Source organism: Streptomyces sp. NBRC 110028 (assembly GCF_001417735.1).
GTDB lineage: Bacteria > Actinomycetota > Actinomycetes > Streptomycetales > Streptomycetaceae > Streptomyces.
Window position 1 is genome coordinate 8,208 of sequence record NZ_BBUZ01000057.1, and the last position, 14,593, is coordinate 22,800.

Annotated in this window: 14 protein-coding genes and 1 pseudogene; 12 read left to right on the forward strand and 3 right to left on the reverse strand. The window is 74.4% G+C overall.

Going from position 1 to position 14,593, the window contains the following annotated elements; translation table 11 throughout:
• Positions 1-24: 24 nt before the first annotated feature.
• A complete protein-coding gene (locus ASC60_RS36340) occupies positions 25-2,754 on the reverse strand; it encodes a bifunctional GNAT family N-acetyltransferase/acetate--CoA ligase family protein (protein WP_055557994.1) in 2,730 nt (909 codons plus the stop codon).
• Positions 2,755-2,782: 28 nt separating this feature from the next.
• Entirely contained in the window at positions 2,783-3,667 is an 885-nt protein-coding gene (locus ASC60_RS36345) for a universal stress protein (protein ID WP_055557995.1), read from the reverse strand.
• 233 nt (positions 3,668-3,900) lie between these two features.
• Here ASC60_RS36345 and ASC60_RS36350 point away from each other — a divergent pair, with 233 nt between their 5' ends.
• The 10 genes from ASC60_RS36350 (at position 3,901) to ASC60_RS36395 (ending at position 12,504) form a co-directional block, all read left to right on the forward strand.
• Positions 3,901-4,380, forward strand: coding sequence for a hypothetical protein (locus ASC60_RS36350; protein ID WP_055557996.1), 480 nt, complete (start codon positions 3,901-3,903; stop codon positions 4,378-4,380).
• A complete protein-coding gene (locus tag ASC60_RS36355) occupies positions 4,380-5,306 on the forward strand; it encodes a V-type ATPase subunit (RefSeq protein ID WP_055557997.1) in 927 nt (308 codons plus the stop codon). Before ASC60_RS36350 ends, ASC60_RS36355 begins: the two co-directional genes overlap by 1 nt.
• Positions 5,293-6,744 (forward strand): V-type ATPase 116kDa subunit family protein, encoded by a 1,452-nt coding sequence (locus ASC60_RS36360; RefSeq protein WP_107097259.1) that lies wholly within the window; start codon positions 5,293-5,295, stop codon positions 6,742-6,744. The genes ASC60_RS36355 and ASC60_RS36360 overlap by 14 nt, the downstream gene beginning before the upstream one ends.
• The gene (locus tag ASC60_RS36365; RefSeq protein ID WP_055557998.1) at positions 6,741-7,160 is read left to right on the forward strand and encodes an ATP synthase subunit C; all 420 of its coding nucleotides are present in this window, start codon (positions 6,741-6,743) and stop codon (positions 7,158-7,160) included. Before ASC60_RS36360 ends, ASC60_RS36365 begins: the two co-directional genes overlap by 4 nt.
• A gap of 2 nt (positions 7,161-7,162) precedes the next feature.
• Entirely contained in the window at positions 7,163-7,381 is a 219-nt protein-coding gene (locus ASC60_RS36370) for a hypothetical protein (protein ID WP_234357289.1), read from the forward strand.
• Positions 7,382-7,392: 11 nt separating this feature from the next.
• Positions 7,393-7,896 (forward strand): hypothetical protein, encoded by a 504-nt coding sequence (locus ASC60_RS36375; RefSeq protein ID WP_055558000.1) that lies wholly within the window; start codon positions 7,393-7,395, stop codon positions 7,894-7,896.
• Positions 7,893-9,638, forward strand: a complete 1,746-nt coding sequence (locus ASC60_RS36380) for a V-type ATP synthase subunit A (protein ID WP_234357284.1) — start codon at positions 7,893-7,895, stop codon at positions 9,636-9,638. Before ASC60_RS36375 ends, ASC60_RS36380 begins: the two co-directional genes overlap by 4 nt.
• Before the next feature lie 47 nt (positions 9,639-9,685).
• A complete protein-coding gene (locus ASC60_RS36385; RefSeq protein WP_079038861.1) occupies positions 9,686-11,131 on the forward strand; it encodes a V-type ATP synthase subunit B in 1,446 nt (481 codons plus the stop codon).
• Entirely contained in the window at positions 11,128-11,739 is a 612-nt protein-coding gene (locus ASC60_RS36390) for a V-type ATP synthase subunit D (RefSeq protein WP_199831153.1), read from the forward strand. The genes ASC60_RS36385 and ASC60_RS36390 overlap by 4 nt, the downstream gene beginning before the upstream one ends.
• Before the next feature lie 165 nt (positions 11,740-11,904).
• Positions 11,905-12,504, forward strand: coding sequence for a hypothetical protein (locus ASC60_RS36395; RefSeq protein ID WP_055558002.1), 600 nt, complete (start codon positions 11,905-11,907; stop codon positions 12,502-12,504).
• An 11-nt stretch (positions 12,505-12,515) separates the two neighbouring features.
• Here the strand turns inward: ASC60_RS36395 and ASC60_RS36400 are convergent, their stop codons facing one another.
• The gene (locus ASC60_RS36400) at positions 12,516-13,190 is read right to left on the reverse strand and encodes a CBS domain-containing protein (protein WP_055558003.1); all 675 of its coding nucleotides are present in this window, start codon (positions 13,188-13,190) and stop codon (positions 12,516-12,518) included.
• 182 nt (positions 13,191-13,372) lie between these two features.
• Between ASC60_RS36400 and ASC60_RS43550 the strand changes: the two are divergent.
• Positions 13,373-13,534, forward strand: a pseudogene (locus tag ASC60_RS43550) (DUF1918 domain-containing protein); the annotation flags it as partial.
• A gap of 63 nt (positions 13,535-13,597) precedes the next feature.
• Positions 13,598-14,590, forward strand: coding sequence for a nitroreductase (locus ASC60_RS36405; RefSeq protein ID WP_055558018.1), 993 nt, complete (start codon positions 13,598-13,600; stop codon positions 14,588-14,590).
• The last annotated feature ends 3 nt before the right edge of the window (positions 14,591-14,593 follow it).

The window sequence follows — 14,593 nt, forward strand, 5'->3', positions numbered from 1 at the left end:
TGGGTGTGATCGGCACGGGGGTGCTCAGGCCCGCCACCTGCGTGCGGCGCGCAGCCGTCGTAGATAGGGGTCGTATGCGTGGCGGGACAGGACGCGCAGCCGGATGTCCAGGGCCACGACGCCATCGGCCCGTGCGACCACCGGGTTGAGGTCGGTCTCGGCGAGCTGGGGGAGGTCACAGGCCATCCGGGACAGTCGCAGCAGGAGCTGCTCCAGCCCTTCCAGGTCGACGGCCCCGCCACCCCGGTAGCCGAACAGCAGTGGGGCGCAGCGCGGGGCGGTGAGGAGGCTGTGCACGTCGCGATCGGTGAGCGGGGCGAGCCTGGCGGCGTGGTCGGCGAGGAGTTCGGTGGCGGTGCCGCCGAGGCCGAAGAGCACCAGGGGGCCGAACACCTCGTCCTGGACGACGCCCGCGAACAGCTCGATGCCCCGGCGCGCCATGGGCTGGAGGAGGACACCGGTCATCCGGTCCCCGAAGCGCGTCCGCAGCTCCCGGTAGGCGTGGCGCACCTGGTCCGGCCCTTCGAGATCGAGGCGCAGCGCTCCCTGGTCGCTTTTGTGCACCAGCCCGGGCCAGTACGCCTTGATGGCCACCCGGCCGCGCTCGTCCTCGACCAGGTGCCGTACGGCGGCCACGGCGGTGTCCTCGTCCTCGGCCCAGGCCCAGGGCAGCTGGGGGATGCGGTAGCGGTCGAGCAGGGCCGCGCAGTCACGCGGGTCGAGCCAGCCACCGCCGGGGTGACGGGAGAGGAACGTCTCCACGAGGGCCGCCGCACCGGCGCGGTCGATCCCCGACAGCGGGGGGACGCTGCCGGGCGGTTCGGCGCGCCAGCGGGCGTAGCGGACGGCGTGGGCGAGGGCGCGGGCCGCCGAACGGGGTTCGGTGTAGGCCGGTATCGGGCTGTCGTCCGCGGTCGGCAGGAGCCGTACGGGGGCCTCCTGGTCGAGGAGGACCGCGGCCACCGGGCGGGGCCGCCGCCCGGGCGCGCCGGTGAGGGCGAGCAGCGGGTCCTCCCGGGTCCCGGTGGCCAGCGCGGTGGGCACAAGCACCACCAGTACGGCGTCCACGGTTCCGATCGCCGCCAGCCGGTCCAGGCAGGAGCGCATCCGGTCGGCGGTGACCGCGGCCGTGGTGTCCACGGGGTTGGTGGTGGCGGCACCGGACGGCAGCAGTGCCCGCAGCTCGTCCGCCAGGTCCGGGTGCAGGGCGGGGACGGTCAGCCCCGCGTCGGCGCAGGCGTCGGCGGCGAGCACACCGGCTCCCCCGGCGTTGCTCACGACCGCGACGCGGGCACCTGCGGGCAGCGGCTGGGCGTGCAGCAGGGCCGTGGTGTCGACCAGTTCGGCGACGCTCTGGGTGGCGATGATGCCCGCCTGGGTGAACAGGGCCCGTCGGGTCATGGTGGGGGTGGCCGCGGCGGCGGTGTGCGAGGCGGCGGCGCGCCGTCCGGCTTCCGAGCGGCCCGCGTCCACGGTGAGGACGGGCATGGTGCGCGCGACACGGCGGGCGGTGCGGGAGAAGGCCCGAGGATTGCCGAAGGATTCCAGGTGGAGCACGGCGAGCCGGGTCGCGGGGTCCGACTCCCACCACTGGAGCATGTCGTTGCCGCTGACGTCGTACTTGTCGCCGAGCGAGACGAAGCTGGACACGCCGACGCCGAGGCGCCCGTACCGTTCCAGCAGCGCGATGCCGACGCCGCCGGACTGCACTGCGACGCCCACACACCCCGGCAGCGGCGGATGCGCGGCGAACGTGGCGTTGAGGCGCACCTCGTCGAAGGTGTCCGCGATCCCCAGACAGTTGGGGCCCACCAGCCGCATCCCGTGGCGGCGGCAGCAGGTGAACAGCGCCTCCGCCTGACCGGCGTCGAGTCCCGCCGTCAGGACGACCAGCGCCCGCACCCCCACCGCACCGCACTCCTCCGCCACCCCCGGGACCGCGGGTGCCGGTACGGCGAGCACGGCGAGTTCGGGCACGAGGGGCAGGGTGGCCACGGACGGGAACGCCGGTGTTCCCTCGATGACGCGGGCATGGGGGTTGACCGCGTACAGCGCACCGGCGAAGCCCCCGGACCGCACGTTTCCCAGCACCGCGCGCCCCACCGATCCGGGCCGCCGGCCCGCGCCGACGACGGCCACCGAACGCGGCCGCAGCAGGGGCCGCAGGCTGGCCACATCGGCGATCCGGCCCCGCCGGTCCACCGCCGCCAGGTAGTCCTCGTCCTCCTCCAAGTGGACGGTGCAGCGTACATCGGTGCCGTCGAAGTGGCGGGAGGTGCGCAGGCCCAGATCACCGAAAACCTTCAGGACCTCGTGGTTCTCGGCGAGCGCTTCGGCGGTGAAGGCGGAGACGCCCGCCTCCCGGGCCGCGTGCACCAGGTGTTCGAGCAGCAGGGTGCCGATGCCCTGTCCGTGGCGGCCCTCGGCGACGGCCAGGGCGAGGTCGGCGGACACCGGTTCGCCGGGGGCCGCGGGCAGCGTGTCGTACTCGGCCACGCCGATCACCCGGCTCTCGGCCACCGCGACGAGCGCCTGGTATCCGGGGTGTGCCGGTGCGCAGATGCGCTCCGCCGCGGCCCGCGTGTAGCGCGGATTGGCGGCGAAGAAACGCAGCCGCAATGCCTCGGGGGACATTTCACGGTGCATGCGCAGCACCTCGTCCAGGTCCTGCGGTCGTGCGGGACGGATCTCGACGGTGCTGCCGTCCGCGAGCAGCGCGTGGACCGTGCCGGGACGGTGGGTCGTGTCGGTCACCCGTGTCCCCCTTCCAGCAGCCGTGTCGTCAGTCGTGGGGTACGACGGCGACGGGACACGCGGCGTGGTGGAGGAGCGCGTGGGTGACGTGGCCGAGGCGGGGTGCGACGGGGGGCCGGTGGGTGTGGCGTCCGACGACCGCCAGCCCGGCCCCCGGGGCGGCCGCCAGCAGGACATCCGCCGCATGGCCGTGCTCGGCCCGTTCGGTCACCGGCACGTCGGGGTACTTCTCCCGCCACAGTTCCACGGCTTCCGCCAGCAGCCTCCGCTCTTCGTCCCTGATGTCCGCGCCGTGGTCAGGATGTGGCCGGGTTCGCGGACCGTGGGTGAACACCGGCGGTGCCAGTGCTCGTACGGCGCGCACCCCCGTTCCGTGTGCCGCCGCGGTGGCGAAGGCGAACTCGATGGGTGCGGCCGACTCCGGCGGGTCCTGGACGCCCACGACCACCTCACCGGCCCCGGGCCCGGTCCGTTCCGGTTCTCCGGCGCCGCGCACCATCACCACCGGGCTCGTCGAACACGTCAGCACCCGCAGACCCACAGAGCCGAGCAGATAGCCCGCCACGGCGCCCCGTGCGTGCGACCCGAGCACCAGCATCTGGGAGGACGCCCCGTGGCCTGCCAGACCGTCGACGGCCGTCCGTGGGATGAGCTCGACCGAGACCGGCACCTCCGGGTAGCGGTCCGCGATGTGTGCCTTAGCCTCTTCCAGGGCCTCCTGCGCCCGGAGTTTGCGCATCTCGGGAGCCTGGGCGCCACGCGCCGTCTGTGCCGGCGGCATCCAGGCGTGGACCAGCCGCAGCGGCGCGTGTCGGCACCGTGCTTCCCGCGCCGCCCACTCGGCGGCGGCCAGGCTTTCGGGTGAGCCGTCCAGGCCGGCGGTGATGGGATGTGCCATGGGTGGCTCAGCCATCGGACTCGGCCTCCTCGCGGATTCCGGTGCCGTCGCGGACGGGCGATCGCGGTGGCCCCGCGTGTCACTGCCCCCAAGGCACAGGTGTGCGCCGGTCGCCCCTGCGGCCAGTGTGGCACCGATCGGGCGACCACGCCGCCGCACCGCATCGTCCGTGGACGGCCCAGTCCGGCGCGACAGGCTCCCACCCGGTGCGGACACTGGGAGCGAGGACCGAACCATGAGGAGAGGTCGTGGCCGGACTCCGTGACTTTCTGCTGCGGTTCCGCCCGGTCGGCTCGCCGGGCCGGGCGGCGCCCGGCGGCGTGCCCGCGGACCGTACGGCAGAGCTCACAGCCGAGTTGCAGCCGCCCCTGTCGCTCCTGGAAGAAGCCGAGGAGGAAGCCCGGCGCATCCGCGACGGCGCAGCCCGCGAGGCGGCGGAGAGGCGGCGCGCGGCCGAGCGCCGGGCCCGGGAGATCGTGGGCAGCGCCCAGGACCGGGCTCGACAGGCGCGGACGACGAGCGCCGCCAGGATCCGCCGGGACGCCGAGGCCGAGGCGGCGGAACTGCTCGCCACCGCCCAGCGGGAGGCGGTCGCGGTACGCCGCAGGGCCGAGGAGCGAATGCCCCGTCTCCTGGACCGGGTGGCGGACCTGGTGGCCGAGGACATCGAGGTCCCGCCCGCCCCTGCCGGAGACCGGCCCCAGGGCGCCGGGCGGAGGGGCCCGTGATGGGCGCCGGATGGGTGGCCGGGGTGACACGCGCCAGGGCCATGCTCTCGCGCGCCCTCGGCAGGCAGGAGGCGGAGGCGGTGGCGTCGGCACCGGGCCTGGAGCCCGCCGTTCGCCACCTGGGTTCCTCGCCCTACGGTCGGGGACTGCTCCCCGGGACATCGCTCGCCGACGCCCAGCAGGCAGTGGCGGCCACCCTTCTGTGGCATCTGCGGGTGCTCGCCGGCTGGCAGCCGCTCAGCGGCGCGAACACCATCCGTCTGCTCGCCTCCGGGTTCGAGATCGCCGACGTGGAGGACCACCTGCGGACGCTGACGGGCGTCGGCCGGTCCCGGGTGCCGTACCGGCTGGGCGCGCTGGCGACGGCCTGGCCCCGGCTGGCCCGTACCGGATCGCCGCGGGAGCTGCGGGCCGCGCTGGCCGTTTCCGGCTGGGGCGACCCCGGGGCGGCCACTCCCGCGGCGGTGGCCGTGGGGATGCGGGTGTCCGCGGCGGTGCGTACGGCGGCGGCCGTACCGGAGGCCGCGCGCTGGGCGGCGGGGCGGCTCGCCCTGCTGGTCGGGCGGGAGGTGTTCGTCGCCCGCCGCTCCTTGCCCCGGCCGTCCGCGCAACGGGCGGCACGGCTGCTCGGCGCGAAGGCCATGGCCGCGACGTCGTTCGCCGACTACCGGCGCGAGTTGCCGCCCGCCGCCCGCTGGGCCGTGGCCGGGATCGACGACGAGGCCGGTCTGTGGCGGGCGGAGGGCCGGTGGTGGGACCGGCTGGACGAGGGCGGGTGGGCGCTGCTGCGCGGGTCCATCCCCGGTTCGGCACCGGTCGTCGGCGCGGTCGCCGTGCTCTGCGCGGACGCCTGGCGGGTACGCGGCGCGCTGGAGGGCGCCGCGCGGGGCGGCGGACACCTGGAGGCGTTCGATGCGGCGGCCTGAGGCGATGGTGCCGGTCCGCATGCGGCGGGTGGCGATCATCGCCCCGCGGGACACGCTGCGGGACACGCTGGTGCGCGTCGCCGAGGCCGGCTGCGTCGAGATCGACCACACCGAGGGTGGCGGCCCGGGCGTTCCCGGGCAGGGCTCCGCGTCCCATCGGCTGCGGCGTTCGCGGGTGGAGCCCGAGCGCGCGGTGCTCAGCGCCCCGGCCCCCGACCTCGACGCGCTGGAGCGTGCGGGCCGCACCGATCTGCTGGCCGGTGAGGCACAGCTGGAGGAACGCCGGGGCAGTGCGGTGCTGCGCGGAGACATCGCGGCACTCGCCGGGTGGTGCCCCGCCGACGACGTTCCGGCGACCGCGCGACGGCTGGCGACGGCGGGAGGAGCGCTGGTGCCGCTGCGCGCGCCGCGCGGAGTGGAGCCGCCGACGCTGCTCCGCGAAGCCGGTGCGGTGCGGCGTTCGTTCGTGCCCCTGGTGCGGACGTACGGGACGGTCCCGTACCCGGATCTCGACCCCACGCTGCCCGCGGGCATCGCCTACGTGGTGATGTTCGGGGTGATGTTCGGTGACGCCGGGCACGGGGCCCTGCTGCTGCTCGCGGGGCTGGCGCTGCGGCTGGGCCGCCCTCGCCGGGCCGCGTCGCTGCGCCCGCTGTGGCCTTTCATCGCCGGAGCCGGACTGGCCGCGTGTCTGGCGGGGGCCGCGTACGGCGAGTTCTTCGGGCCGACCGATGTGCTGCCGGTGCTCTGGCTGGACCCGTTGCGGGACCCGCTGCGGCTGATCGTCGCGGCGATCGGCTTCGGCGCGCTGCTGCTGGCCCTGGCGTACGCGGCGGGCATCGCGAACCGCTGGCGGGAAGGCGGGCCGGCGAACGCCCTGTTCGCGCTCTCCGGGATCGCCGGGGCGATGCTCTACGCGGGCCTCGCCGTCATGGGTGGCGGCGTCTGGTTCGGCCGCGCCGCCGTCGTGGCGGGCGCCGTGATCGCGGGTGCCGGCCTCCTGCTGGCCGGATCCGGGCTGTCCGCCGTGGCCGGCGGTGGCGCGCAGGGCGCCGTTCAGGTGGGCATCCGGCTCTTCGACGGGGTGCTGCGCATCGGGTCCAACGTCATCTCTTTCGCACGGCTGGCGGCCTTCGGGCTCACGCATGCCGCGCTCGGCGCGATCGTGTGGCGTGGCACCACGGCACTGGCGGACCGGGGCGGGGTGGCGGTGCTCGCGGCCGCGGTGCTCTTCGCCGTCGGCAACGCGCTCGCCTTCGCCCTGGAGGCGCTGGTGGCCGGGGTGCAGGCGCTGCGGCTGGAGTTCTACGAGCTGTTCTCCCGGGTCTTCGAGGCCCAGGGGCGTCCGTTCCGCCCCTGGCGCCTGCCCGTGCTGAACGGTGAGGGGCACGTGTCGGCCGCGCCGCGCGGTGAGGCGACGTACGAGGAGGCCATGTGATCGCCTGGTTCATCGCTCTGCCCGTCGTCGGCGTGGTGCTGGCGCTGGGGCGGCTGCTGCTGCGAAGGTCCCGGCACAGGGCCCTGCGGTGGGTGTTCGCCGCCAACACCCTGCTGTTCGCGGGGGCGGTGGCCCTCCTCGTGGTGGCCATGGGCAACGGGTCCGCACAGGCGGCGGCACCGGCCGCGGCACAGGGCTCGGGCGCCGCCTCGGCCGCCCTCATCGGGGCCGCCATCTCGGTGGCCGGGGCCTCCATCGGCGCGGCGATCGCCGTGGCCTACACCGGCGCCGCCGCGGTGGCGGCGCTCAGCGAGCGCCCGGAGCTCTTCGGCCGGGCCATGGTGATCGTCGGACTGGCCGAGGGCATCGCCATCTACGGGCTGGTGGTCGCCATCATCCTGATCGGGAAGTCGTGACCATGGGGCGGGTGGCGGCCCTCGGGGAGCGGACGCGCGTGGCGGGGCTCGCCCTGGCGGGTGTCACCGTGGTCGCCGCCGAGGAGCCGGAGGCGGTACGCGAAGCCTGGCGTTCCCTTCCGCCCGGGACCGAGCTGGTCATCCTCACACCCGCGGCGGCGGACGCGCTCGGCCCGGGGCCGCTGGAGGGCGCGCGGCCGCTCACGGTGGTGATGCCGTGAGGAGGAAGCCGGTGTCCGACGAGGCGGTGCCCGCTCTCGCGCCGGTGCGCGCGGAGTTGCTGCGCACGGCGCGGGCCGAAGCGCGGGAGGTCCTGGACCGGGCCGACCGGGACGCCGCGGCGCTGATCGGCGAGGCACGGACCAGGGCGCGCGTCCTCGTCGACGAAGCCCACCGGCAGGGCGAACGGGAGGGCACTGCCGCCGCCCGCGACGTCAAGGCGGGTGCTCGGCGAGACGCCCGGACGCGTGAGCTGGCCGCCCGCGAAGCGGCGTACGAGGAGCTGAGCCGCCGGGCCCTGGTACATGTCCGTCAGAAGTGGGACCCGGCCGACGTGGACCGGCTGCGGGAACGCGCCCGAGCCCTGCTGGGACCGGATGCCGAGATCACCGAGGTCCCCGGCGCGGGCGTGGTGGCCCGTGCACCGGGCCGCCGGGCCGACTGCACCCTGGACAGCCTCACGGCACGCGCGCTGGACCGGCTCGGCGCCGAGGTCGAGACGCTGTGGTCGCCGTGAGCGGATCCGACGAAGCGCCCGGGCGGCGCCCCAGCCGCGTTCTGCGGGTCGCCGGACCGCTGGTCGAGACGGAGTACGCGGGTGACACCGCGATGTACGACGTGGTCTCCCTCGGCCCGTCCGGGATCCCCGGCGAGGTGGTGTCGATCAGCGGCGATGTGGTGACCGCCCAGTCCTACGAGTACACGGGCGGCCTGACCCCCGGTGACGAGGCACGGTCCCAGGGGGCGCCGCTGTCCGCGACGCTCGGCCCCGGCCTGCTCGGAGGCGTGTTCGACGGCCTGTTGCGGCCGTTGTCCGGCAGCGGGGACTGGCTGCTGCCCGGGGCCGCCCGGGACCGGGACACCGAGCGCGAGTGGTCCTTCGTTCCGACGACGGGCGAAGGAGAACACGTCGCGGAGGGCGGCGTGCTGGGGGAGATCCGCGACCGGGGGCCGGTACGGCTGCGGGTTCTCGTGCCCCCGGGAGTGAGCGGCGCGGTGGAGCGCATCGCACCGCGGGGTGGCTACCCCCGGGACGCCGTGGTGGCCGTCGTGGGCGGCACGGAGGTCCGCATCGCCACCTCGTGGCCGGTCCGCCGACCGCGCCCGGTGCGGGCACGTGGCGGTGGGCCGGAGGCGCTGCACACCGGCCAGCGGGTGATCGACCTGCTGTTTCCCGTCGCCCACGGCGGCACGGTGGCCGTGCCCGGCGGTTTCGGCACCGGGAAGACCATGCTGCTCCAGCAGATCGCCAAGTGGTGCGACGCCGATGTGATCGTGTACGTCGGCTGCGGGGAGCGCGGCAACGAGATGGCCGACGTCATCGCCGAACTGTCCGCGCTGGAGGACCCGCGCACCGGCGGACGGCTCGCCGAACGGACGGTGACCATCGCCAACACCTCCAACATGCCGCTGATGGCCCGGGAGGCCGGCATCCACACGGGGGCCACCGTCGCCGAGTACTTCCGCGACATGGGGCTGGACACCGTACTGATCGCCGATTCCACCTCGCGCTGGGCCGAGGCCCTGCGCGAATTCGCTTCCCGCACCGGCGCGCTGCCCGCCGAGGAGGGCTACCCGGCCGGGCTGGCGTCCGCGATCGCGGCCTTCTACGAACGCGCGGGAGCGGTGACGACACTGGGCGGCGACCGGGGTTCGGTGACCGTGATCGGGGCGGTGTCCCCGCCCGGCGGCGATCTGACCGAACCGGTCACGGCTCACACCGAACGGTTCGTGCGCTGCGTGTGGTCCCTCGACCGCGACCTCGCCTACGCCCGCCACTACCCGGCCGTGTCCTGGGCGGGGTCGTTCTCCCGGGACGCGGCGCCGCTCGCCGCCCGTCGCGCGGCCGCCGGCGACCCCGCCTGGTCCACCCGGCGCGACCGGCTCTCCGCGGTGCTGGCGGAGGCCGACCGGCTGGCGGATCTGGTCGACCTGGTCGGCATCACGGCCCTGCCCGACTCGGAACGTGTCAGCGTCCTGGCCGGACGGCTGGTGCGCGAAGGGGTGCTGCAGCAGAGCGCACTGTCCGCCAACGACGCCTACTGCGGTCCGGACAAGGCCGCGGCGCTGGCCGACGCCGTCCTCGCGGTCATCGACCGCTGCCGGGAACGCGTCGCTTCCGGCGTCCCGGCGGCAACCGTGGAGGCCACGGACTTCGGGCCGGTGCTGCGGGCGCGCGAGGAAGTGGGCCCGTATGACACGGCGGGAGTGACGGCACGCCGGGAGACCATGCTCGCCCGGCTCGGGGAGCCGCGGTGAACGGCCGCCCTGTGCCCTCCCCCCCGCGGGGCGGGAAACGAGGCGCCGTGACCACGTGGAGCGAGGTCGAGTACACGGCCGTCACGGAACTGCGCGGCCCGCTCGCCATGGTGCGGGGAGTCTCGGGGGTGGGGTGGGACGAGTTCGTACGGATCACCCTGGACTCGGGCGAGCGGCGATACGGCCTGGTGCTGGAGGTTGACCGCGAACTCGCCGTGGTGCAGGTGCTGGAGGACACCGCCGGTATGGACCCGTCACGCCTGCGGGTGTCCTTCGCCGGGGAACCGCTGCGCGTCCCCGTGGGCCCTGGCTGGCTGGGCCGGGTGTGCAACGGCCGTGGTGAGCCCATCGACGGCGGGCCGCCGGTGTTCGGCGAGGCCAGCGCGGCGGTGAGCGGTACCCCGATCAACCCGGTCCGGCGGGAGCCACCGTCCGATCCGGTCCTCACCGGCGTCGGCGCCGTCGACGCCCTGACGACCCTGGTCCGCGGACAGAAACTGCCGGTGTTCTCCGCCGCCGGGCTGCCGCATCTGGAACTGGCGGCCCAGATCGCCGCGCAGGCCACCGCCGGTGGCGAGGCGTTCAGCGTCGTCTTCGCCGGGATGGGCCTGACCCACCCGGACGCCGCCTTCGTACGGGACGCGCTGGAGGAGCGTTCGGCAGCGGGCGAACTGGTGCTGCTGCTCAACACCGCCGACGATCCCGTGATCGAACGAACCCTGACCCCGCGCGTCGCGCTCACCGTGGCCGAACACCTCGCCTTCTCCCTGGGCCGCCACGTGCTGGTGGTGATGACCGACATGACCGCCTACGCCGAGGCGCTGCGCGAGGTCTCCGCGGCCCGGGGCGAGGTTCCGGCGCGCCGCGCCTACCCCGGGTATCTCTACAGCGACCTGGCCTCGCTCTATGAGCGCTGCGGCCGGATCCGCGGCCGCGCGGGCTCGATCACGGTGCTGCCCGTCCTCACCATGCCCGCGGGCGACATCACCCACCCGGTCCCGGACCTGACCGGCTACATCACCGAAGGTCAGATCGTGCTCTCCCGCGAGGTGCACGCCCGGGGGGTGTATCCGCCGGTGGACGCCCTGTCGTCGCTGTCCCGCCTGATGCGCAGGGGAGCGGGCCCCGGGCGCACCCGGCCCGACCACCTGGACCTCGCCGCCCAGACGCTGGCCGCGCTCGCCCGCGCCCGGCAGGTCAGGGAGCTGTCGGACCTGGTGGGCGAGGCGGCCCTGAGCCCGACCGACCGCCGCTACCTCGACTTCGACGAGGCGTTCCTGCGCCGTTTCCTGCACCAGCGGTACGACGAGGCGCGCCCCCTGGACCGGACACTGGACGCCGCCTGGCGGGTTCTGCTCGCCCTCCCCCGCGGTGAGCTGACGATGCTGCCCGCCGCGCTGCTGGACGCGCACGGCGCGCGGGCGGAACGGGACGACGGCGAGCGGGCCGAGCCGGGCGGTGGCGGCGGCGAGCGGAACGGGGACGAACCGTGACGGCCCCGTCCGGCCCTCCGCCCTCCCGCGCCGGGCGGCTGCGCCTTCGGCACAGCCTGGAGGTGGCATGGCGCGGTGCGGAGCTGCTGGAGCGCAAACTGCGCGTCCTGCGGGCGCGGCACGAGGCACTGCTGCGCGCCGAGGAGGCCGGTGCGCGGGCATGGCGGCAGACCGTCCAGGATGCCGAGACGTGGCTGCTGAGAGGACTCCTGCTCGGTGGCGAACACGCCCTGGAAGCGGCGGCGGAGGGGGTCGGTGCCGCGGACTTCACCTGGCATGAGGAGTCGACCGTGGGGGTGCGCCACCCCGCGCTCGCCTCATGCCGTATCCCGGACCGCTCCCCCGACGCCGCCACCCCCGGCAACACCGCCCTGGTGCACGCCGAAGCCGCCTACCGGCAGGTGCTGCCGGCCGGTGCCGAGTACGCCGTCGCACGGCGGGCCGCCCGGGTCGTCGGGGCGGAGGTGGCCGGCACCCGCCAGCGGGTCCGCGCCCTGCGGCGCCATTGGATCCCCCGGCTGGAGGAGGCGCTGGCCCGGGTCGACCTGGCCCTGGAGGAGAGTGAACACGAGGACGCCGTACGCCGCCGCTGGGCGGCCGGCGGGTAGGGCCTGGCAGCGGGCGAGGAGAGCGCGGTGGACCGTGGGGGCGGTGCCGATGGCCAGGACGGGCATGGACGGTTTCCGCCCGGCAGGACACCCTGCGTTTCCGGCTTCCGCGCAGGACCATGGCCATGTGAGGGCTTCGGTGAAGCGAGTTTCGAGGGCCGGGCCATGGAGCGAGAGCAACGCCGCGACGCGCACGGACTCGGCATCCGCGCGTATATGCGCTTGTCGGCGTGCGGCAACCCCTTGCTGCGCCGCTCCGACCGGATCCAGTTCTGGGTGTCCGTCCTGCTGATGGCACTTCTGGCGATCGGTCTTCCCGCCGCCTCGCTGAGCGCCGGATGGGCCGTCTACGGGTCCCAGACGCACACGGCGCGGGTTCAGGCGGCACAGCGCCACCAGGTCACCGCACGTCTGACGGGCGAGCCCACGGACATGGGGACCGGCAAGCAGTTCGGCCGGGTCCGCTGGACCGCCGAGGACGGCACGGAGCGGACAGCCGTCACCCATGTGGAACGCGGCACGCCCCGGGGCGGATACGTGAAGGTCTGGGTGGACCGCCACGGAGGCGTCGTCGAAGCACCCTTGCGACCGGCTGTCGCCCAGGCCACCGGATGGATCGCGGGCACCGTGACGGCGGGAGCGGTGGCCCTCGTCGCCCTCAACGTCCACAGGAGTATCGGCCGTGCGATGGACCGCCGCAGGCGTGCCCAGTGGGGCGCCGAATGGGACCGGATGGAGCCCCGGTGGTCCCGGGGGCTTCCCTGAAGAGGGCGGCTTTACGCCGCCGCGGAAGGATCCTGTGTGTCATCGATGCGGAAGGAGATGCGCTCGGTCACCGAGACCACCCCGTCCACGCCCCGGCACAGCCGGACGATGACCGGAACCAGACTCCTCGCCTCCACCGATCCCCCCAGTGTGACCTCGCCCTCCCGCACCTCGACCGTCACGGCCGAGGGAGCCAGACGCAGAGTCCGGTACAGCACATCAGCGCTGATCTCGTCCCGGATCGCGTCGTCGTGGCGCAGGAAGATCCGCAGCAGGTCACCGCGGCTGACGATGCCCAGGAGTCTGTCGGACTCGTCCACGACGGGAAGCCTTTTGATGTCGTGGACCGCCATCAGCCGGGCGGCCTCGGCGACCGTCCACTCGGGGCGTACGCACACGGCAGGGGCCGACATCAGCTCCTCCGCCCTCGCCCCCTCGGTCTTCGCCCGCTCCCATGCCTCCGGATGCGGCAGCAGTACCCGGCCGGACGGATCGGCCTGGCCCGACACCTTGCGGAGCAGGTCGGCCTCGGACACCACGCCCATCGGGCGGTCGGAAGCGTCCACGACCGGTACCGCGGTGACGTCGTTCTCGGCGAGGAGCGCGACGATTTCCTTGAACGGCATGTCACGTGGCGCCCGGACCACCCCTCGGGTCATGAGCTCTCCGACTGTTCTGTGGTGCATCTGCCGCCTCCTTCCGGGCTCCTGCTGTCCCGGTCGGCCCCGAGTGCCCAGCGTCACCACTCATGGTGGCCTCCGATTGAGCTTCTCGGCCCATCCGGTCGGCCATTCGGCCCAGGACATCCCTCACCCGCCGTGCCATGGTGGGAAGAGAACAACCGAGGGGGACGGGAGGCGGGAAACTGATGCGTGCCCATGTCGGTGACCAACTGATCGTGGAGAGCCCGAGCACGGGTGCGACCAGGCGGGACGGTGAGATCATCGGGCTCCACCATGACGATGGAACGCCTCCTTACGACGTGCGATGGTCGGATTCCGATCGCGTCAGCCTCGTGTTCCCCGGCCCGGACGCGCACATTCACCACATCGAGCACGCGTCGGCCTCGGGGGCCCGTGGCCCCCGGGCATCGGTGAGTGTTCAGCCACCGTCCGACGAGGTCGTCGCGTCCCTGGTACGGGACGCCGCGGCCGCTCCGTCCATGCACAACGCCCAGCCCTGGCGGTTCCAGTACTTCCGGGGCAGGCGCGTCTTCCACGTCCGGGGAGACCTCCGGGGTTCCCTGCCGCATTCCGATCCGGAACAGCGCGCCCTGCACGTCGGATGCGGCGCGGCCCTGATGAATCTGCGCGTCGCGGTCGCACACGAGGGCTGGCAGGCGACAACCCGGTTGCTTCCCGATCCGGCCGACCCGATGCTGATGGCCTCCGTGACGCTGACCGGCCCGCTCGACGGCGGTGACGACGATCCGGCTCCCCTGTATCCGGCCGTGCACGCCCGGCACACCAGCCGTTATCCCTTCACCGAGAGGGAGATCCCCGATCCCGTGCGCACCGCCCTCGCCGACGCGGCGCACCGCGAGCACGTCTCCCTGTCGTTCGCGTCGGGGTGGCACCTGCAGGCCGTCCTGGACCTGGCACTGGAGGCCGAGGCACGCAATCTCACCGATCCCGGTGCCGCGGCGGACCTGGCACGCTTCACGCGCCGAGCGGACGATACGCGTCCCACCACCGAAGGCGTCCCGGAGTACGCCTTCGGGCCCCACCGCCGGACCGGCAAGGCTCCCATGCGGGACTTCGCGGGCGGCAAACCGGTATCCGGCCGCCAGACGGCCGACTTCGAGACCACCCCGCACCTGGCCCTGCTGAGCACCGGACGGGACCGGCCCGAGGACTGGCTGCGCACAGGCCAGGCGCTGGAACGGGTTCTGCTGCGGGCCACCCTCGACGGGCTGGCCACCTCCTTCGTCACCCAGGCCCTGGAATGGCACGACCTGCGCTGGCCACTGCGCGACCCGATGTCGGGCTCGGCGTATGTGCACATGGTGCTGCGGCTGGGATACGGGCGGCCCGGTGCGCAGACCCCCCGGCGGCCGGTCCCCGAGGTGCTGGACATCGAGCCGTAGCCC